15 protein-coding genes and 3 pseudogenes are annotated in these 19,150 nt (G+C 49.2%); 9 read left to right on the top strand and 9 right to left on the bottom strand.

Annotation, left to right across the window (positions count from 1 at the left end; all coding sequences use genetic code 11):
- A partial coding sequence (locus BGK49_RS31310; RefSeq protein WP_242412533.1) for an IS1 family transposase occupies positions 1-204 on the top strand: 204 nt, incomplete at its 5' end.
- Here the strand turns inward: BGK49_RS31310 and BGK49_RS21605 are convergent.
- From BGK49_RS21605 to BGK49_RS21585, 4 genes are all read right to left on the bottom strand, one after another.
- The gene (locus BGK49_RS21605) at positions 139-1,116 is read right to left on the bottom strand and encodes a DUF1266 domain-containing protein (protein WP_000756921.1); all 978 of its coding nucleotides are present in this window, start codon (positions 1,114-1,116) and stop codon (positions 139-141) included. The two genes, BGK49_RS31310 and BGK49_RS21605, sit on opposite strands and share 66 nt — an antisense overlap.
- 127 nt (positions 1,117-1,243) lie before the next feature.
- A complete protein-coding gene (gene topB, locus BGK49_RS21600) occupies positions 1,244-3,196 on the bottom strand; it encodes a DNA topoisomerase III (RefSeq protein WP_001235799.1) in 1,953 nt (650 codons plus the stop codon).
- 4 nt (positions 3,197-3,200) lie between these two features.
- On the bottom strand, positions 3,201-4,244 hold the full coding sequence (gene selD / locus BGK49_RS21595) for a selenide, water dikinase SelD (RefSeq protein WP_005025478.1): 1,044 nt from the start codon (positions 4,242-4,244) through the stop codon (positions 3,201-3,203).
- A gap of 116 nt (positions 4,245-4,360) precedes the next feature.
- On the bottom strand, positions 4,361-4,912 hold the full coding sequence (locus tag BGK49_RS21585) for an NAD(P)H nitroreductase (protein WP_000339306.1): 552 nt from the start codon (positions 4,910-4,912) through the stop codon (positions 4,361-4,363).
- A 160-nt stretch (positions 4,913-5,072) separates the two neighbouring features.
- Between BGK49_RS21585 and sppA the strand changes: the two genes are divergently transcribed.
- The 3 genes from sppA (at position 5,073) to pncA (ending at position 8,764) form a co-directional block, all read left to right on the top strand.
- Positions 5,073-6,929 (top strand): signal peptide peptidase SppA, encoded by a 1,857-nt coding sequence (gene sppA, locus BGK49_RS21575; RefSeq protein ID WP_001259824.1) that lies wholly within the window; start codon positions 5,073-5,075, stop codon positions 6,927-6,929.
- A 166-nt stretch (positions 6,930-7,095) separates the two neighbouring features.
- Positions 7,096-8,112, top strand: a complete 1,017-nt coding sequence (ansA, locus tag BGK49_RS21570; RefSeq protein ID WP_001170148.1) for an asparaginase — start codon at positions 7,096-7,098, stop codon at positions 8,110-8,112.
- Positions 8,113-8,122: 10 nt separating this feature from the next.
- Entirely contained in the window at positions 8,123-8,764 is a 642-nt protein-coding gene (gene pncA / locus BGK49_RS21565; RefSeq protein WP_001120535.1) for a bifunctional nicotinamidase/pyrazinamidase, read from the top strand.
- A 160-nt stretch (positions 8,765-8,924) separates the two neighbouring features.
- Here the strand turns inward: pncA and BGK49_RS21560 are convergent, their stop codons facing one another.
- Entirely contained in the window at positions 8,925-9,197 is a 273-nt protein-coding gene (locus BGK49_RS21560; RefSeq protein WP_001046790.1) for a YeaC family protein, read from the bottom strand.
- A 41-nt stretch (positions 9,198-9,238) separates the two neighbouring features.
- Positions 9,239-9,652 carry a peptide-methionine (R)-S-oxide reductase MsrB gene (gene msrB / locus BGK49_RS21555; protein WP_001284613.1) on the bottom strand — a complete coding sequence of 138 codons (414 nt, stop codon included), beginning with the start codon at positions 9,650-9,652 and terminating at the stop codon, positions 9,239-9,241.
- Between the two features lie 341 nt (positions 9,653-9,993).
- On the opposite strand from msrB, the gene gapA reads away from it, so the two are divergent.
- Together gapA and BGK49_RS21545 are read left to right on the top strand one after the other, a co-directional pair.
- Positions 9,994-10,989: a glyceraldehyde-3-phosphate dehydrogenase gene (gene gapA, locus BGK49_RS21550; protein ID WP_005042199.1), complete on the top strand. Its 996-nt coding sequence runs from the start codon at positions 9,994-9,996 to the stop codon at positions 10,987-10,989.
- A gap of 83 nt (positions 10,990-11,072) precedes the next feature.
- Positions 11,073-11,957, top strand: coding sequence for a D-hexose-6-phosphate mutarotase (locus BGK49_RS21545; RefSeq protein ID WP_004983283.1), 885 nt, complete (start codon positions 11,073-11,075; stop codon positions 11,955-11,957).
- A 50-nt stretch (positions 11,958-12,007) separates the two neighbouring features.
- Here BGK49_RS21545 and yeaE read toward each other — a convergent pair whose 3' ends face one another.
- Together yeaE and mipA are read right to left on the bottom strand one after the other, a co-directional pair.
- Positions 12,008-12,862 (bottom strand): methylglyoxal reductase YeaE, encoded by an 855-nt coding sequence (gene yeaE / locus BGK49_RS21540; protein WP_001186351.1) that lies wholly within the window; start codon positions 12,860-12,862, stop codon positions 12,008-12,010.
- Positions 12,863-12,951: 89 nt separating this feature from the next.
- Entirely contained in the window at positions 12,952-13,698 is a 747-nt protein-coding gene (mipA, locus tag BGK49_RS21535) for a scaffolding protein MipA (RefSeq protein ID WP_000163779.1), read from the bottom strand.
- 435 nt (positions 13,699-14,133) lie between these two features.
- Here mipA and yeaG point away from each other — a divergent pair.
- The 3 genes and pseudogenes from yeaG to BGK49_RS21520 all read left to right on the top strand — a co-directional run.
- Positions 14,134-16,068: pseudogene (gene yeaG, locus BGK49_RS21530) on the top strand (protein kinase YeaG).
- A 112-nt stretch (positions 16,069-16,180) separates the two neighbouring features.
- The gene (locus tag BGK49_RS21525) at positions 16,181-17,464 is read left to right on the top strand and encodes a YeaH/YhbH family protein (protein ID WP_000219706.1); all 1,284 of its coding nucleotides are present in this window, start codon (positions 16,181-16,183) and stop codon (positions 17,462-17,464) included.
- 146 nt (positions 17,465-17,610) lie between these two features.
- A pseudogene (locus BGK49_RS21520) lies at positions 17,611-18,843 on the top strand (MASE4 domain-containing protein); the annotation flags it as partial.
- Here the strand turns inward: BGK49_RS21520 and BGK49_RS21515 are convergent.
- Positions 18,790-19,150, bottom strand: a pseudogene (locus tag BGK49_RS21515) (IS1-like element IS1B family transposase); the annotation flags it as partial. The pseudogenes BGK49_RS21520 and BGK49_RS21515 sit on opposite strands and share 54 nt — an antisense overlap.

Raw genomic sequence — 19,150 nt, 5'->3', positions numbered from 1 at the left:
TCTGCATATCTGACACTTTGGTTCCCACTACTTATTTGGTGGACACCACTTTGTCTAATTCGTCAGATTCTGACCAGACGGTTCAGGCTGTACGCTTACGAACATCTGGCAAGGCTGGGACGGAAGTCACTGTCGTTCTCAAAATCGGTGGAGCTGCATGACAAGGTCATCGGGCATTATCTGAACATAAAACACTATCAGTAAGTTGGAGTCATTACCGATATGCCAGTAAAGAAATCCCATTAGACTATTTTTTTGATAATCTTCTTCGCTTTCGAACAACTCGTGCGCCTTTCGAGAAGCAAGCATTATATAATGCCAGGCCAGTTCTTCTTCAATTGTCCCGTTTTGAAAAGCTGTGCTTGATATCGAGATCATCCATGATAATTCCGCCGCCCATATTAGCTTCGCCGAGGATTTACCGGAGCGATTATTAGCGCAATCAGAGATATAGTCTGAGGGAAAAACAGCAAATTTATTCAACAAGGCGATAACCTGCTCTGGGGCTTCCTCCATGTTTGCTTTAAAGGTATTGGCTCCATGGTCGCCAGAAAGAAAATGCTCCATTAAGGCACAATAAATTTCGCTATCTTCGATACCCCATTGATTCTCTAAAGACTCGCGTCTTTTACTTATGATATCGATCGAGTCAAAAGGAAGCACATGATATTGGAAGGTATCTTTGCCAGGTTCAGGCTTTCGCGGCCAGAACTCCAGCGTTTCAGACCATTGCTTATGATAGAATCGATAAGGTGCGATCAATTGTAGCGCCTGTAACTTCTCGATACTGAGCGGCTCAATACCTTTAGCCTGATAATAATGCAGTTGTTCTTTTTTTGCTTTAAAACCGGCCCGAACAATAAGCCCCATCATAATTAATAGATAAAGAAAAGAGCATCCCGCGGTAATCAGGCCTCTTTCATTCAAACCGTTGGATGTTATCGCTGCGAACACAAACATTACAGCGACAACACATGTTAAATAAAAACCCCACTTACAAAGCAGCATGGCCTTATTTTCTTTAATCATCCGTTCAAAATTACTATTAAATATTTCCCAGCCATTAAAAGAATACTTCTCGCTCCCAGGATGGTTTTGTAATAAAACTTTTTTCATCACATTCCCTGTTATTACATACTTTAGAGGCGATAATTTTATCCATGCAAAAAAAATATCCAACGAATTTTCTTGATTCGCTGGATATTTCAGAATATGACTCGAATAGCACGAAAGATTCACTCGCTTACGCTATCGCCCCGCTTCCGACTTCATCTGCTGGCGGACTTTTTTTCGCACTACGTTTACGCGGTGCAGCCTTTTTCTTATCAGCACTGCCCGGAGCCACAATGCCGCGAAACTGCCGCACCGGCGTACGTTTGGCTTGATCAATAAGCTGATATAGCGTCCCCACCAGCGGCTGCATAAAGTCCTGATAGCGACACTGCTTTTCGCTGATTTGCGTCAGCACCGATTCCCAGTGCGCGGTCATGTCCGGTCGCGTCGCCATTTCTGGCAGCGAATGGAATAACGCTTTTCCGGCGTCGGTAGAGTGGATATAGCGCCCTTTTTTGGTCAGAAAACCACGCTTGAACAGCAGTTCAATAATCCCGGCACGGGTTGCTTCTGTCCCCAGACCATCGGTCGCACGAAGGATCTTTTTCAGATCTTTGTCCTGCACAAAGCGCGCGATCCCGGTCATCGCCGAAAGCAGTGTTGCATCGGTAAAATGGCGCGGCGGCTGGGTTTGCCGCTCTACCACTTCACCTTTTTCACACAGCAACTCATCGCCTTTCGCCACCACAGGCAATGGCGTACCGTCGTTTTCTTCATCGCGCTCTTTGCTGCCTAACAGCGTGCGCCAGCCTGCTTCAGCAAGAAAACGCGCTTTAGCGACAAATTTGCCTTTGGCAATGTCCAGTTCGATAACACACTTGCGGAACACCGCATCCGGGCAGAACTGCATCAAGTACTGACGGGCAATCAGGTTATAGACCTTCGCTTCGTTCTCCGTCAGGTTGATCGCAGAACTCCGTGCGGTCGGGATGATGGCGTGGTGTGCATCGACCTTTTTGTCATCCCAACAGCGGTTGCGTATATCTGGATCTACCACTGGTTGCGGCAACAGATCTGGTGCATGAACGCTGATGGCATTCATCACCGCGTGGCGTCCGGCAAAATGTTCTTCTGGCAAATAGCGACAATCGGAACGCGGATAAGTGATTAGCTTGTGCGTTTCGTACAGCTTCTGGCAGATATCAAGCACGTTCTGCGCGCTCAGACCAAAGCGTTTTGCCGCTTCAATCTGCAACGCCGAAAGCGAAAAAGGCAGCGGCGCGGATTCTGATTCCCGTTTATCGTTATAGCTGGTGACAATTGCTGGTTGACCACTAATGCGGTTAACCACATGCTCCGCCAGTGGACGATGTAACAAGCGCCCTTCTTCATCCTGGTACGGTTCACACGCTTCGCTCGGTTGCCAGATAGCGGTAAACCGCTCATCGGCAGGTGTCACGATATGTGCTTTGACTTCAAAGAAGTCTTTCGCCACGAAGTTTTCAATCTCTTCATCGCGGCGCACCACCAGCCCGAGCACGGGTGTCTGCACGCGTCCCACGGAAAGTACGCCCTGATAACCGGCATTGCGACCGAGAATGGTATACGCACGGGTCATATTGATGCCGTACAGCCAGTCGGCACGCGCTCGCGCCAGCGCAGAAACGCACAATGGCACAAACTCACTGTTGGACCGAAGACGGTCGATCGCCCGCTCAACCGCCTGCGGGTTCAGGTCGTTTATCAAGCAACGCTGCACCTGCTGGCGCTTTTCCGGTGCCAGTTGCAGATAGTCCAGCACTTCATCCACCAGCAGTTGCCCTTCACGATCCGGGTCCCCGGCGTGAACGATTTCGCTGGCTTCATGCAGGAAGCGTTTGATGACGTTAAGTTGTTTGGTCACGGAGGGTCGGGGCTGTAATTGCCACTTTTCCGGGACAATCGGCAAATCCGCAAGATTCCAGCGCGCATAGCGGCTGTCGTAGGCGTCTGGCTGCGCCTGCTCAAGCAGGTGACCGATACACCAGGTCACCACCTGACCATTACCGCACTCGATAAAGCCATCGCCTTTCCGGTGCGGTTTGGGCAGGACATCAGCAATGGCGCGCGCCAGACTCGGTTTTTCGGCAATAAACAACCGCATTGAATTAACGAATCTCAACCATGGCACGACCGCCGCGCGCTGGCACCAGTTCGCCAATTGCCGTCAGTTCAATGCCAAACTCGGCGGCTGTAGCTTTGACCTCATTTTCTGCTTCCGGCATGACCGCCAGCAGCAAACCGCCAGAAGTTTGCGGATCGCACAGCAAATCGCGCACTTCACGCGGCATTTCACCCATCAGATGACCGTAGCTGGCAAAGTTACGTTCGGTGCCGCCAGGCACTGCGCCCAACTTAATGTACTCTTCAACCCCCGGCAATTTTGGGATCGCGTCATAGTCAACGCGCGCCTGCACACCTGCGCCCTGACACATTTCGCTCAAATGGCCCAGCAGACCAAAGCCCGTAACGTCGGTCATCGCTTTTACGCCTTCGATGTTGGCAAAGGACGCGCCTGCGATGTTCATCCGGCACATCACTTCCGTCGCTAGTCCCTGATGTTCTGGTTTCAGCAGTGATTTTTTCTCAGCCGTGGTAAGAACGCCGATCCCCAGCGGTTTCGTCAGGAACAGTTTGCATCCGGCTTGTGCGGTACTGTTTTTCTTCACCCGCTCGGTCGGTACGATCCCCGTTACCGCCAGACCAAAAATCGGCTCCGGCGCATCGATGGAGTGACCGCCAGCCAGCGCAATACCCGCCTGACGGCATGCATAGCGTCCACCTTCGGTTACTTCGCGGGCAATTTCCGGGGAAAGTTTGTTAATCGGCCAGCCGAGGATCGCAATCGCCATAATCGGTTTGCCCCCCATCGCGAAGGTATCGCTGATGGCGTTAGTCGCCGCAATGCGGCCAAAATCGAAAGGATTATCAACGATCGGCATAAAGAAGTCGGTGGTACTGATAACGCTGGTGCCATTGCCCAGATCGTACACCGCCGCATCGTCGCGGGTCTCATTACCCACAAGCAAATTCGGATCAACAAACTTCGCCTGCTCACTGTGCAGGATGGTTTCCAACACTTTTGGGGAAATTTTACAGCCGCAACCAGCTCCGTGGCTGTATTGGGTCAAACGAATCGAGTTCTCGCTCATGGACATCTCCTGTCAATGCAATCCGGGTATGGTAACCCTCATTCCGTGAAGTGATAAGTGAGAGTGTCTGAATTCCTGCGCCTTTGCTCACAATCCAGACAGTTTCGCGACAATTATCAGAAATAAGTTACAAACGGCGTCGGGTCCGGGACGTTAATCGACGTAGATGCTTTCAACTGCGGCGTGCCGAGGTAGAGAAAACCGACAATTTTATCCTGCTCACGGCAACCGAATGCTTCACGCACTACCGGACTTTCAGTTAATGCGCCACTGCGCCAGATGCCGCCAAATCCCTGGGCAACGGCTGCCATTTGCATCGCCATGACCGCGCATCCGGCAGACATTTCCTGTTCCCATCGCGGGACTTTATGATTTTCTTCGCATTTCGCCACCACCGTGATGATGAGCGGTGCGCGGAACGGCGCATTACGGGCTTTGTCGATAGCTTTGTCATCACTACCGGCAGCAATCGCCCCCTGTTCCAGTACGGCGCTGAAACGCTCGCGCCCTTCCCCTTCAATCACAAAAAAATGCCACGGTTGCATGGACTTATGGTCCGGCGCACGCATACCCGCACGCAGGATGTTTTGCAGTTGTTCACCCGTTGGCGCGGGTTCAGCCAGGCGGGAGGCGCTACGGCGATTGACCAATAGTTCGAGTGCATCCATTTGATTAACTCCTGTCGTGATATTTATTCACAAAATTAACACGAGAGTGGATTTTGTTACAGCACAGTCCGCAATTCCTGCTGACAAGTGCCGGTTGGGTCATTACGATAACCACATCTATTGCGCCTGTGACAGGTGTGACCTTAAGTTGGGAGAATACATGCGAACCCTTTGGCGATTTATTGCCGGATTTTTTAAATGGACGTGGCGTCTGCTGAATTTCGTCCGTGAAATGGTACTTAACCTGTTCTTTATTTTCCTCGTACTGGTTGGTGTGGGGATCTGGATGCAGGTCAGTGGTGGTGATTCGAAAGAAACGGCCAGTCGTGGCGCACTGCTGCTGGACATTTCCGGTGTGATCGTCGATAAACCCGACAGTTCTCAGCGGTTTAGTAAATTAAGCCGCCAGCTGCTTGGTGCCAGTTCCGATCGTCTGCAGGAAAACTCACTGTTTGATATCGTCAACACCATTCGCCAGGCGAAGGACGACCGCAATATCACCGGTATCGTGATGGATCTGAAAAACTTCGCAGGCGGCGACCAGCCGTCTATGCAGTACATCGGCAAAGCCCTGAAAGAGTTTCGTGACAGCGGGAAACCGGTTTATGCCGTTGGCGAGAACTACAGCCAGGGGCAATATTATCTCGCCAGTTTCGCCAATAAAATTTGGCTGTCACCGCAAGGCGTGGTTGATCTGCACGGTTTTGCTACCAACGGTCTGTACTACAAATCGTTGCTGGATAAGCTGAAAGTTTCCACCCATGTGTTCCGCGTGGGTACGTATAAATCTGCCGTTGAACCGTTTATTCGTGATGATATGTCACCGGCAGCCCGCGAAGCTGACAGCCGCTGGATTGGTGAGCTGTGGCAAAACTATCTGAATACTGTTGCCGCTAACCGGCAGATCCCTGCTCAGCAGGTATTCCCTGGCGCGCAAGGGTTGCTTGAGGGTTTAACCAAAACCGGTGGCGATACCGCGAAATATGCACTGGAAAACAAGCTGGTCGATGCACTGGCATCGAGTGCCGAAATCGAAAAAGCTCTGACCAAAGAGTTCGGCTGGAGTAAGACTGATAAAAATTATCGCGCCATCAGTTATTACGATTACGCATTGAAAACGCCGGCAGATACCGGTGACAGCATCGGTGTCGTCTTCGCTAATGGCGCAATTATGGATGGCGAGGAAACTCAGGGGAATGTTGGCGGTGATACCACTGCGGCACAAATCCGCGACGCTCGCCTTGACCCGAAAGTGAAAGCGATTGTCCTGCGTGTTAATAGCCCAGGCGGCAGCGTTACCGCGTCTGAAGTGATTCGCGCTGAACTGGCAGCAGCCCGGGCAGCGGGTAAGCCTGTGGTTGTATCGATGGGCGGCATGGCGGCATCTGGTGGTTACTGGATTTCCACGCCAGCTAATTACATTGTGGCTAACCCCAGCACCCTGACCGGTTCTATCGGTATCTTCGGCGTGATCACCACCGTAGAAAATAGTCTGGATTCGATTGGTGTTCATACTGATGGTGTCTCAACTTCACCGCTGGCGGATGTTTCTATCACCAGGGCACTGCCGCCGGAAGCGCAGCAGATGATGCAATTAAGCATTGAGAATGGCTATAAACGCTTTATCACGCTGGTTGCTGATGCGCGTCATTCGACGCCGGAGCAAATTGATAAAATCGCCCAGGGCCACGTCTGGACCGGTCAGGATGCAAAAGCTAACGGGCTGGTCGATAGTCTCGGGGATTTCGATGATGCGGTTGCCAAAGCAGCAGAGCTCGCAAAAGTGAAACAGTGGCATCTGGAATACTACGTTGATGAACCGACCTTCTTCGACAAAGTGATGGACAACATGTCTGGTTCTGTCCGGGCAATGTTGCCAGATGCGTTCCAGGCCATGTTACCTGCACCGCTTGCCTCGGTAGCCTCTACCGTTAAAAGTGAAAGCGACAAGCTGGCCGCGTTTAACGACCCACAAAACCGTTATGCGTTTTGCCTGACCTGCGCCAACGTGCGTTAAGTCTTGTACTGAGTGGCCGACAGATCGTCGGCCACATTATTTTTTACCTCGACGAATCCTCTTCCCGCTGTCTCGCCCCATATTTCCTTATCCGCATAGTATCAGGTGCGCTCCTCCTGCCTCACGTATATACTTTTGCTCTTTCGATATCATTCATATCAATATCATGCAAAAGAAATCAATTTACGTCGCCTACACGGGCGGGACCATCGGGATGCAGCGTTCCGAGCAGGGTTATATTCCGGTGTCAGGTCATCTACAACGCCAACTGGCGCTGATGCCGGAATTCCATCGCCCGGAGATGCCAGATTTCACCATTCATGAATATACGCCGTTGATGGATTCTTCTGATATGACGCCGGATGACTGGCAGCATATTGCTGAAGATATTAAAGCGCACTATGACGACTATGATGGTTTTATCATTCTACACGGTACCGACACGATGGCGTATACCGCCTCTGCGCTGTCGTTCATGCTCGAGAATCTCGGTAAACCGGTCATTGTGACAGGGTCACAAATCCCGCTGGCTGAGTTACGCTCTGACGGACAAATTAATCTGCTGAATGCGTTGTACGTTGCGGCGAATTATCCGATCAACGAAGTAACGCTCTTTTTCAATAACCGATTGTATCGCGGCAACCGCACTACCAAAGCCCATGCCGATGGTTTTGATGCGTTTGCCTCTCCAAACCTTCCTCCGTTACTGGAAGCTGGTATCCATATTCGTCGTTTGAATACGCCACCCGCCCCGCACGGTGAAGGGGAATTAATCGTTCATCCAATCACGCCACAACCAATTGGCGTAGTGACGATTTATCCGGGGATTTCTGCTGATGTCGTGCGCAATTTTCTGCGCCAACCGGTGAAAGCATTGATTCTGCGCTCCTATGGCGTGGGTAATGCGCCACAAAACAAAGCCTTCCTGCAGGAATTACAAGAAGCCAGCGATCGCGGTATTGTGGTGGTCAACCTGACACAATGTATGTCCGGTAAAGTGAATATGGGTGGTTATGCCACCGGTAACGCCCTCGCCCATGCCGGCGTTATTGGCGGTGCAGATATGACTGTAGAAGCCACGCTAACCAAACTGCATTACCTGCTGAGCCAGGAACTGGATACTGAAACCATTCGCAAGGCCATGAGCCAAAACCTGCGCGGCGAACTGACGCCGGATGATTAAGGAGACTGCAATGCCCCATCGCGCCCTGTTACTGGTCGATTTACAAAATGATTTCTGTGCTGGTGGCGCGCTCGCCGTACCGGAAGGTGACAGTACGGTGGAGGTTGCTAACCGCCTTATTGACTGGTGCCAGTCGCGCGGAGAAGCGGTTATCGCCAGCCAGGACTGGCATCCGGCGAATCACGGCAGTTTTGCCAGTCAGCACGGTGTAGAGCCTTATACGCCAGGCCAACTCGACGGTTTGCCACAAACCTTCTGGCCAGATCACTGTGTGCAGAACAGTGAAGGCGCACAATTACATCCGTTACTGAACCAAAAAGCGATCGCAGCGGTGTTCCATAAAGGCGAAAATCCTTTAGTTGACAGTTACAGTGCCTTTTTTGATAACGGCCGTCGGCAGAAAACCTCTCTCGATGACTGGTTACGCGATCATGAAATCGATGAATTGATCGTTATGGGCCTGGCTACTGACTATTGCGTGAAGTTTACCGTGCTGGACGCGTTACAGTTAGGTTATAAGGTGAACGTGATTACCGATGGTTGTCGTGGCGTGAATATCCAGCCCCAGGACAGTGCACACGCGTTTATGGAGATGTCAGCAGCTGGGGCAACGCTATATACGCTGGCAGACTGGGAAGAGACACAGGGGTAATATTAGTTGAATTCATCTCTGGCCTACATTTCCTCAATGACATTGTAGGCCAGATAATACTTGTCAGTGTTGCATTTAACCTACTTGCAGCTAAAACACGACGTCCGAACAAGTATATTTGCCCTCCCTTAATAACAGGCTTAAATACTAGATAACTCATTCACTTAAACATAGCAATAGGCTTTGCTGAGATACCAAAATCTTCTTTTAACTGCTGTTTGCTCTTCATGACCATCTGACCATTTGTGTCAATTGTCATATGCTGTGCTTCGGTATTATGGCGGGCTTGCCACAGCATCACCAGTTGCAGGCAATTCTCTTTTTGTTCCTCGGTCAACGCAACGCCATCAGGCCATTTCCCCAGTTCAACGGCGGTCGACAAACGCTGGTATACCTCAGGCGTCATGCTGTTGATAATGTCATCAAGATTCATAATTTTTCCGCTCCTGTGGAATAAGTTGCTGAATCGTTTTTTCAACCGTTGATTTCTTCGCCGTTTTCGCCATCAGTGAAGCGTAAAGAAGCAGAGTTAACACAATAACGTTCGCCTGTTGGTTGCGGCCCGTCGGGAAAGACATGCCCCAGATGGGCATCACAGTTACCGCAACGAATTTCTATGCGCTGCATTCCATGTGACAAGTCTTTGATATAACGAATGGATTCTTCACTCACCGGTTCGTAGAAACTGGGCCAGCCACAGCCGGAATCATACTTGGTTTCGGAATGAAACAGCGGGGCATCGCAGATCAAACAGTGATATACGCCGTCACGCTTGTTATGCAGTAAACGCCCCGTAAATGGCGGCTCTGTCCCATGATTCTGCGTCACGTAAAACTGCATCTCGGACAAATTTTTTTTCAGTTCTTCTGCCGAAGGTTTATTAGCCATTTGCTCACATCTCACTTTAATCGTGCTCACATTACGTGACTGATTCTAACAAAACATTAACACCAACTGGCAAAATTTTGTCCTAAACTTGATCTCGACGAAATGGCTGCACCTAAATCGTGATGAAAATCACATTTTTATCGTAATTGCCCTTTAAAATTCGGGGCGCCGACCCCATGTGGTTTCAAGCCCAAAGGAAGAGTGAGGCGAGTCAGTCGCGTAATGCTTAGGCACAGGATTGATTTGTCGCAATGATTGACACGATTCCGCTTGACGCTGCGTAAGGTTTTTGTAATTTTACAGGCAACCTTTTATTCACTAACAAATAGCTGGTGGAATATATGACTATCAAAGTAGGTATCAACGGTTTTGGCCGTATCGGTCGCATTGTTTTCCGTGCTGCTCAGAAACGTTCTGACATCGAGATCGTTGCAATCAACGACCTGTTAGACGCTGATTACATGGCATACATGCTGAAATATGACTCCACTCACGGCCGTTTCGACGGTACCGTTGAAGTGAAAGACGGTCATCTGATCGTTAACGGTAAAAAAATCCGTGTTACCGCTGAACGTGATCCGGCTAACCTGAAATGGGACGAAGTTAGTGTTGACGTTGTCGCTGAAGCAACTGGTCTGTTCCTGACTGACGAAACTGCTCGTAAACACATCACCGCTGGTGCGAAGAAAGTGGTTATGACTGGTCCGTCTAAAGACAACACTCCGATGTTCGTTAAAGGCGCTAACTTCGACAAATATGCTGGCCAAGACATCGTTTCCAACGCTTCCTGCACCACCAACTGCCTGGCTCCGCTGGCTAAAGTTATCAACGATAACTTCGGCATCATCGAAGGTCTGATGACCACCGTTCACGCTACTACCGCTACTCAGAAAACCGTTGATGGCCCGTCTCACAAAGACTGGCGCGGCGGCCGCGGCGCTTCCCAGAACATCATCCCGTCCTCTACCGGTGCTGCTAAAGCTGTAGGTAAAGTACTGCCAGAACTGAATGGCAAACTGACTGGTATGGCGTTCCGCGTTCCGACCCCGAACGTATCCGTAGTTGACCTGACCGTTCGTCTGGAAAAAGCTGCAACTTACGAGCAGATCAAAGCTGCCGTTAAAGCCGCTGCTGAAGGCGAAATGAAAGGCGTTCTGGGCTACACCGAAGATGACGTAGTATCTACCGATTTCAACGGCGAAGTTTGCACTTCCGTGTTCGATGCTAAAGCTGGTATCGCTCTGAACGACAACTTCGTGAAACTGGTATCCTGGTACGACAACGAAACCGGTTACTCCAACAAAGTTCTGGACCTGATCGCTCACATCTCCAAATAAGTTGAGATGAAACTGTGATCTAAAAAGAGCGACTTCGGTCGCTCTTTTTTTTACCTGATAAAATGAAGTTAAAGGACTGCGTCATGATTAAGAAAATTTTTGCCCTTCCGGTCATCGAACAAATCTCCCCTGTCCTCTCCCGTCGTAAACTGGATGAACTGGACCTCATTGTGGTCGATCATCCCCAGGTAAAAGCCTCTTTTGCATTACAGGGCGCACACCTTCTCTCGTGGAAACCTGCGGGTGAAGAAGAAGTTCTGTGGTTGAGCAACAACACACCGTTCAAAAATGGCGTCGCTATTCGCGGTGGCGTACCGGTTTGCTGGCCGTGGTTTGGTCCGGCGGCACAACAAGGTCTGCCTGCGCACGGTTTTGCCCGCAACCTGCCGTGGACGCTGAAATCACATCATGAAGATGCTGATGGCGTAGCGCTGACTTTTGAATTGACGCAAAGCGAAGAGACGAAAAAATTCTGTCCGCACGACTTTACGCTGTTAGCGCATTTCCGCGTGGGTAAAACCTGTGAAATCGATCTTGAATCACATGGCGAATTTGAAACCACCTCTGCCCTGCATACCTACTTTAACGTGGGTGATATCGCTAAGGTAAGCGTCAGTGGGCTGGGCGATCGCTTCATTGATAAAGTGAATGACGCGAAAGAAGATGTACTGACCGACGGTATTCAGACCTTCCCTGACCGTACCGATCGCGTGTATCTGAATCCGCAAGATTGCAGCGTGATTAATGATGAAGCGCTGAATCGTATTATCGCCGTAGGCCACCAGCATCATCTGAACGTTGTAGGCTGGAACCCGGGACCGGCGCTTTCAATTAGCATGGGCGATATGCCGGATGATGGCTACAAAACATTTGTTTGTGTAGAAACGGCTTACGCTTCAGAAACGCAAAAAGTCACCAAAGAGAAACCTGCACATCTGGCGCAATCCATTCGCGTTGCGAAACGTTAATTTGCGTTAATGTTGTGTGCCGGGTGCGATGCATCCGGCACGTATCAACATCACACCATATCCAGCGCAGTTTTTCCTTTTGGTGCCGGATACGCTTTATCCAGCATGGTTAATTCCGCTGACGAAAGTTCGACCTCAAGCACAGCCGCATTCTGTTGAACATGGGCAATCGTGGCCGCTTTTGGAATCGCCATCACACCCTGATGGCTGATTACCCTCGCCAACAATACTTGTGCCGAGCTGATATTGTGAGCATGTGCAATTTCGTTGACTACCGCGTTTTTTAACAGTCCATTGCGCAACCGCCCGGCCTGGGCTAATGGACTGTAAGCCATCACCGGCATCTGCTGTTGCTGGCACCAGGGGAGTAGATCGTACTCAATCCCTCGTGAACCGAGATGGTAAAGCACCTGATTAGTGGCACACTGATTTCCCCCCGGCAGCTGCCAGAGTTCCTGCATATCAGCATAATCAAGGTTAGAAACGCCCCAGCGGCGGATTTTTCCCTGGGCGATCAATTTTTCCATCGCTGCAACAGTCTCTTCAAAAGCGAAACTGCCAGACCAGTGTAATAAGTAGAGATCGAGATAATCAGTATTGAGACGGCGTAAACTGGCTTCGCATGCATTTATCGCTTTTTGCCTGCCAGCATTCCACGGATAGACTTTAGAGACGAGAAAGACGTTATCACGCAGACCGGTTAATGCTTCCCCAACCACCTTTTCGGCACCGCCATCGGCATACATTTCGGCGGTATCAATGAGGGTTAAACCGAGCTCAATGCCCGCGCGTAGTGCAGCAACTTCTGTTTTGCGCTGACTGGCATCTTCGCCCATATACCATGTTCCCTGCCCTATGGCTGGCAGTGAGACATCGCCACTAAATTGAATCATTTTTTGTTGCATTGTTTCCTCCCAGGTATTGCACCACCGTAATGCAAAACAGGGCGTGACGCCCTGTTTTTATGCACAAAATGCCCTGGAAAGATGCATTATCAGAATTTGTAGGTGATCCCGGTAGAAATCAGGCCAGTCCAGGATTTATCCACCATCGGGCTGTCAGTAACTTCATCAGACAGACGGGTATAGCGCGCGGTACCGTAAACACTCCAGTCGCCGAGGAAGTTGTAGCTGGCGCTCAGCTCCAGGTAAGGGCTCCAGCTGTCGTTCGGGTTATAGCCACGCAGACCGCTGCGAGCGGACTCTTTGCGCGATACGCCATAATAGTATTCGTTCTGGTTTTCGCTGTTCCACTGCACACCAATACCCGGAGTCACGGTCAGGCCACCGTTGGTGTAACGATACAACCAGGCCATATCCCAGACAATGCCGTTGCTGTTATCCAGGGTATCGCCAGCCAGGGTGGTACGCAGGTAACCGTACTGGGTAAAGTGAGCATAAGACAGACCAGCCATCATGGTGCTCTTACGGTCATCCAGGTGACGCATTTGGTGATTGCCACTGTCTTTCGCTTTGAAGTAAAGCGGCGACCAGTAAGCGGTAATTGAAAGTTTATCCGTTGCGTCATTCCACAGGTAGTAACCACCACCTAAGCCACGGAACCAGAAGTTATCGCCTTCATAGTTGATTACCGGTACTGGGTAAACATCGGTATCGTAATCTTTATATGGGTGCTCAACGACACCTACGCCTGCGCCCAAGGAAAATTTACCTTCAGCGTGCGCTACGCCTGCAGACGTTGCGATAAGCACTCCAAGTGCCAGAAGTTTGAGTTTGGTCACAATTAATCATTCCTTAAACAAATGTTTAGCGGGCGACAAAGTTTACCCGTCAATACATCGAAACCCAACCTTTTTACGTTTTCATTTTTTAAAGTAACTGTTTAATTTTCCTGCCGCGGATGACACCGCGCTTACAGCCAAATGAATTTAGCGTTACTGGCGAGCCTGGTCTTTACATTAATTATGCAAAATTTATGGATGAGTTGTTGATATGCCATTGAAATTAAGAAAGCCGTGCAGGCAAGTTTTCCATTTGCCATCTACGCTTAATTTTGAAGGTGTATCACCGGGCACGTTGTTCTCATCGTCGATAAAATGGCATGAGAGTTGCTGTGTTTTAGCAAGAGACGTCGTTCAGTTTACCTCTTCCGGGAGCCTCTACTATTCATATGAACGGCTCTTAACCTGTGCTAAAAAACGAAAGGACGGCATACCATGAATATATTCGATCACTATCGCCAGCGATATGAAGCTGCCAAGGACGAAGAGTTCACACTGCAGGAGTTTCTTACCACTTGTCGGCAAGATCGCAGTGCTTATGCCAACGCGGCTGAGCGGCTATTGATGGCTATCGGTGAGCCTGTCATGGTCGATACAGCCCAGGAACCCAGACTTTCTCGACTCTTTTCTAACCGGGTCATTGCACGTTATCCGGCGTTTGAAGAGTTTTACGGCATGGAAGACGCGATTGAACAGATTGTCTCTTATCTGAAACACGCGGCTCAGGGGCTGGAAGAGAAGAAACAAATCCTGTATCTGCTGGGGCCTGTGGGTGGGGGTAAATCATCGCTTGCTGAGCGACTGAAATCATTAATGCAGCTCGTACCGATTTATGTATTGAGCGCCAACGGTGAGCGTAGCCCGGTCAACGATCATCCGTTCTGTCTTTTCAATCCGCAGGAAGATGCGCAGATTCTGGAAAAAGAGTATGGCATTCCTCGCCGTTATCTCGGCACCATCATGTCGCCGTGGGCGGCAAAACGCCTGCATGAATTTGGTGGCGATATCACTAAGTTCCGGGTAGTGAAGGTCTGGCCGTCAATTCTGCAACAAATTGCTATCGCCAAAACGGAACCCGGCGATGAGAACAACCAGGACATCTCCGCGCTGGTTGGGAAAATCGATATTCGTAAACTCGAACACTACGCGCAGAATGACCCGGACGCCTACGACTATTCCGGTGCGCTGTGCCGCGCCAATCAGGGGATCATGGAATTCGTTGAGATGTTTAAAGCACCGATAAAAGTGCTGCATCCCTTGTTAACCGCCACTCAGGAAGGTAACTACAACGGGACGGAAGGTATCTCCGCCCTGCCGTTCAACGGGATTATTCTCGCCCACTCGAACGAGTCCGAATGGGTCACTTTCCGTAATAACAAAAACAACGAAGCCTTCCTCGACCGTGTTTACATCGTGAAGGTGCCGTATTGCTTGCGCATTTCCGAAGAGATCAAAATCTACGAGAAATTGCTTAATCACAGTGAATTGACTCACGCCCCATGCGCCCCTGGCACGCTGGAAACACTGTCACGTTTTTCCATTCTTTCGCGCCTGAAAGAGCCAGAAAACTCCAGCATTTATTCAAAGATGCGGGTTTATGATGGCGAAAGTCTGAAAGACACCGATCCCAAAGCCAAGTCGTATCAGGAATATCGTGACTACGCCGGTGTCGATGAAGGGATGAACGGTCTGTCGACGCGTTTTGCGTTTAAGATCCTCTCCCGCGTGTTCAACTTCGATCATGTAGAAGTGGCGGCAAACCCGGTCCATCTGTTCTACGTCCTGGAACAGCAGATCGAGCGCGAGCAGTTCCCGCAAGAGCAGGCAGAACGCTATCTGGAGTTCCTGAAAGGTTATCTGATCCCGAAATATGCCGAGTTTATCGGCAAAGAGATCCAGACGGCCTACCTTTAATCCTATTCCGAATATGGGCAAAACATTTTCGACCGTTATGTTACCTACGCGGATTTCTGGATTCAGGATCAGGAGTATCGCGATCCGGATACCGGGCAGCTGTTTGACCGCGAGTCTCTTAACGCCGAGCTGGAGAAAATCGAGAAACCGGCGGGGATCAGTAATCCAAAAGATTTCCGCAACGAGATTGTTAACTTCGTACTGCGCGCCAGAGCGAATAACAGCGGACGCAATCCGAACTGGACCAGCTATGAAAAACTGCGCACGGTTATCGAGAAGAAAATGTTCTCCAATACCGAGGAGCTGTTGCCGGTTATCTCGTTTAACGCCAAAACGTCAACCGACGAGCAGAAGAAACACGACGACTTTGTCGACCGTATGATGGAAAAAGGCTACACCCGTAAACAGGTGCGTTTACTGTGCGAATGGTATTTGCGCGTACGTAAATCGTCTTAACAACCCTGGCCCGGTACACATGCTACCGGGCCTACAACGACAGCGAACCGTGGGCCAGAGAAATGGCAACACAGGCGTAGCATACAGTTGGCAAATGTAGTACGGGGGGCATATGACCTGGTTTATTGACCGGCGTCTGAACGGCAAAAACAAAAGCATGGTGAATCGCCAGCGTTTTTTACGCCGTTATAAAGCGCAAATTAAACAGTCGATCTCCGAGGCCATGAATAAGCGTTCGGTGACTGACGTCGACAGCGGCGAATCCGTATCCATTCCCACGGAAGATATTAGCGAACCGATGTTTCATCAGGGGCGTGGCGGCCTGCGCCACCGCGTACATCCGGGCAATGACCATTTCGTCCAGAACGACCGAATTGAACGTCCCCAGGGTGGCGGCGGAGGTTCCGGCAGTGGTCAGGGCCAGGCCAGCCAGGATGGTGAAGGTCAGGATGAATTTGTCTTTCAGATTTCGAAAGATGAGTATCTTGATCTGCTCTTTGAAGATTTGGCCTTACCGAATCTGAAACAAAACCAACAACGCCAGCTGACCGAATATAAAACGCATCGGGCGGGTTATACCGCTAACGGCGTTCCAGCCAATATCAGCGTTGTGCGTTCCTTGCAGAACTCACTGGCGCGACGCACAGCCATGACGGCGGGCAAGCGACGGGAACTTCATGCGCTGGAAGAGAATTTGGCCATCATCAGCAACAGTGAACCTGCGCAACTGCTGGAAGAGGAACGTCTGCGCAAAGAAATTGCAGAATTACGTGCCAAAATTGAACGCGTCCCTTTTATTGACACCTTCGATTTACGTTACAAGAACTACGAGAAGCGGCCCGATCCCTCCAGCCAGGCAGTGATGTTTTGCCTGATGGACGTTTCCGGTTCAATGGATCAATCCACTAAAGATATGGCTAAGCGTTTTTATATTCTGCTGTATCTGTTCCTCAGCAGAACGTATAAGAACGTGGAAGTCGTATACATCCGCCATCATACCCAAGCGAAAGAAGTCGATGAACATGAGTTTTTCTACTCGCAGGAAACAGGCGGCACCATTGTTTCCAGCGCCCTGAAACTGATGGATGAGGTAGTGAAAGAGCGTTATAACCCGGCACAGTGGAATATTTACGCTGCACAAGCATCGGACGGCGATAACTGGGCCGATGACTCTCCGCTTTGCCATGAAATCCTGGCGAAAAAATTATTACCTGTTGTTCGTTATTACAGCTATATCGAAATTACCCGTCGTGCACATCAGACATTGTGGCGAGAATATGAGCATCTGCAATCTACTTTCGACAACTTTGCGATGCAGCACATCCGCGACCAGGATGATATTTATCCGGTGTTCCGTGAACTGTTTCATAAACAAAATGCAACAGCTAAAGACTAAAACTATCAGCCAGGTCATTATCGCCTGGCTGATTTTTAGCTTACTGTAATTTATCTCATTTATTACATACATTAGCTTACAATCGCTTTAAATATGACAGCATAACCTTTACATAATTTAGTTCCAGAAAACAATCATTCGGAAAAATGATTCAGTCAACACGTATTTCCATGGGGTTATTCTTTAAATATTTTTTATCGTTAACGAAAATTGATCTTGGTCAAATCTATATATCTCTGCCATCAATAAAATCCAGCACTCACATTGCTCTCCTTTTTATGGTTTCTATGGGTACACAAAAATTAAAAGCTCAAAGCTTTTTTATTTTCAGTTTATTGCTGACATTAATTTTATTTTGCATTACTACCTTATATAACGAAAACACAAATGTAAAACTCATCCCACAGATGAATTACCTGATGGTTGTTGTGGCTTTGTTTTTCCTTAACGCCGTCATTTTTCTTTTCATGTTAATGAAATATTTCACTAACAAACAAATTTTACCAACACTCATTTTAAGCCTTGCATTCTTAAGTGGCCTTATCTATTTAGTTGAAACCATTGTAATTATCCATAAACCAATTAACGGCAGTACACTGATCCAGACAAAGTCGAATGATGTTTCTATTTTCTATATTTTCCGCCAACTCAGTTTTATTTGTTTAACCTCGCTGGCACTCTTTTGTTATGGAAAAGACAACATCCTTGACAACAATAAGAAAAAAACGGGAATCCTGTTGCTGGCGTTGATTCCTTTTTTAGTTTTTCCCCTTCTGGCACACAATCTGAGCAGTTATAACGCTGACTATTCTTTGTATGTCGTCGACTACTGTCCGGACAACCATACTGCGACCAGGGGAATCAACTATACAAAAATATTGGTTTGTCTGTGGGCATTTTTACTGTTCTTTATTATCATGCGTACACGATTAGCCAGCGAACTATGGCCGTTAATAGCATTATTATGTCTGGCATCGCTATGCTGCAACTTACTTCTACTGACTCTGGATGAGTATAATTACACCATCTGGTATATCAGTCGCGGGATTGAAGTTTCCAGTAAACTGTTTGTTGTGTCTTTTCTGATTTATAACATTTTTCAGGAGCTGCAACTCTCCAGCAAACTGGCAGTTCATGATGTGCTGACCAATATTTATAATCGGCGCTACTTTTTCAACAGCGTAGAGTCATTATTGTCGCGACCTGTTGTTAAGGACTTCTGTGTCATGCTGGTTGATATTAATCAGTTCAAACGCATCAATGCCCAATGGGGACATCGTGTGGGTGATAAAGTGCTGGTTTCAATTGTCGGTAATGACTCCAACTTATTGATAGTGTTTTATGTTCAGATAATGCCCGATGACTTTGTCATGCAGCTCCACCGATTTTGAGAACGACAGCGACTTCCGTCCCAGCCGTGCCAGGTGCTGCCTCAGATTCAGGTTATGCCGCTCAATTCGCTGCGTATATCGCTTGCTGATTACGTGCAGCTTTCCCTTCAGGCGGGATTCATACAGTGGCCAGCCATCCGTCATCCATATCACCACGTCAAAGGGTGACAGCAAGCTCATAAGACGCCCCAGCGTCGCCATAGTGCGTTCACCGAATACGTGCGCAACAACCGTCTTCCGGAGCCTGTCATACGCGTAAAACAGCCAGCGCTGGCGCGATTTAGCCCCGACGTAT

This window comes from Shigella sp. FC1544 (assembly GCF_001722145.1).
Lineage (GTDB): Bacteria > Pseudomonadota > Gammaproteobacteria > Enterobacterales > Enterobacteriaceae > Escherichia > Escherichia coli.
The sequence above is the reverse complement of the archived record's forward strand: the minus strand, read 5'-3'. Positions and strand labels throughout refer to the sequence as shown.

Bases quoted from the DNA above. Each gene is read 5' to 3' on its own strand.
- sppA (WP_001259824.1), top strand. From the start codon at position 5,073: ATGCGAACCCTTTGGCGATTTATTGCCGGATTTTTTAAATGGACGTGG.
- BGK49_RS21605 (WP_000756921.1), bottom strand. From the start codon at position 1,116: ATGAAAAAAGTTTTATTACAAAACCATCCTGGGAGCGAGAAGTATTCT.
- BGK49_RS21560 (WP_001046790.1), bottom strand. From the start codon at position 9,197: ATGAATCTTGATGACATTATCAACAGCATGACGCCTGAGGTATACCAG.
- msrB (WP_001284613.1), bottom strand. From the start codon at position 9,652: ATGGCTAATAAACCTTCGGCAGAAGAACTGAAAAAAAATTTGTCCGAG.
- BGK49_RS21525 (WP_000219706.1), top strand. From the start codon at position 16,181: ATGACCTGGTTTATTGACCGGCGTCTGAACGGCAAAAACAAAAGCATG.
- selD (WP_005025478.1), bottom strand. From the start codon at position 4,244: ATGAGCGAGAACTCGATTCGTTTGACCCAATACAGCCACGGAGCTGGT.
- gapA (WP_005042199.1), top strand. From the start codon at position 9,994: ATGACTATCAAAGTAGGTATCAACGGTTTTGGCCGTATCGGTCGCATT.
- BGK49_RS21545 (WP_004983283.1), top strand. From the start codon at position 11,073: ATGATTAAGAAAATTTTTGCCCTTCCGGTCATCGAACAAATCTCCCCT.
- topB (WP_001235799.1), bottom strand. From the start codon at position 3,196: ATGCGGTTGTTTATTGCCGAAAAACCGAGTCTGGCGCGCGCCATTGCT.
- yeaE (WP_001186351.1), bottom strand. From the start codon at position 12,862: ATGCAACAAAAAATGATTCAATTTAGTGGCGATGTCTCACTGCCAGCC.
- BGK49_RS21585 (WP_000339306.1), bottom strand. From the start codon at position 4,912: ATGGATGCACTCGAACTATTGGTCAATCGCCGTAGCGCCTCCCGCCTG.
- pncA (WP_001120535.1), top strand. From the start codon at position 8,123: ATGCCCCATCGCGCCCTGTTACTGGTCGATTTACAAAATGATTTCTGT.
- ansA (WP_001170148.1), top strand. From the start codon at position 7,096: ATGCAAAAGAAATCAATTTACGTCGCCTACACGGGCGGGACCATCGGG.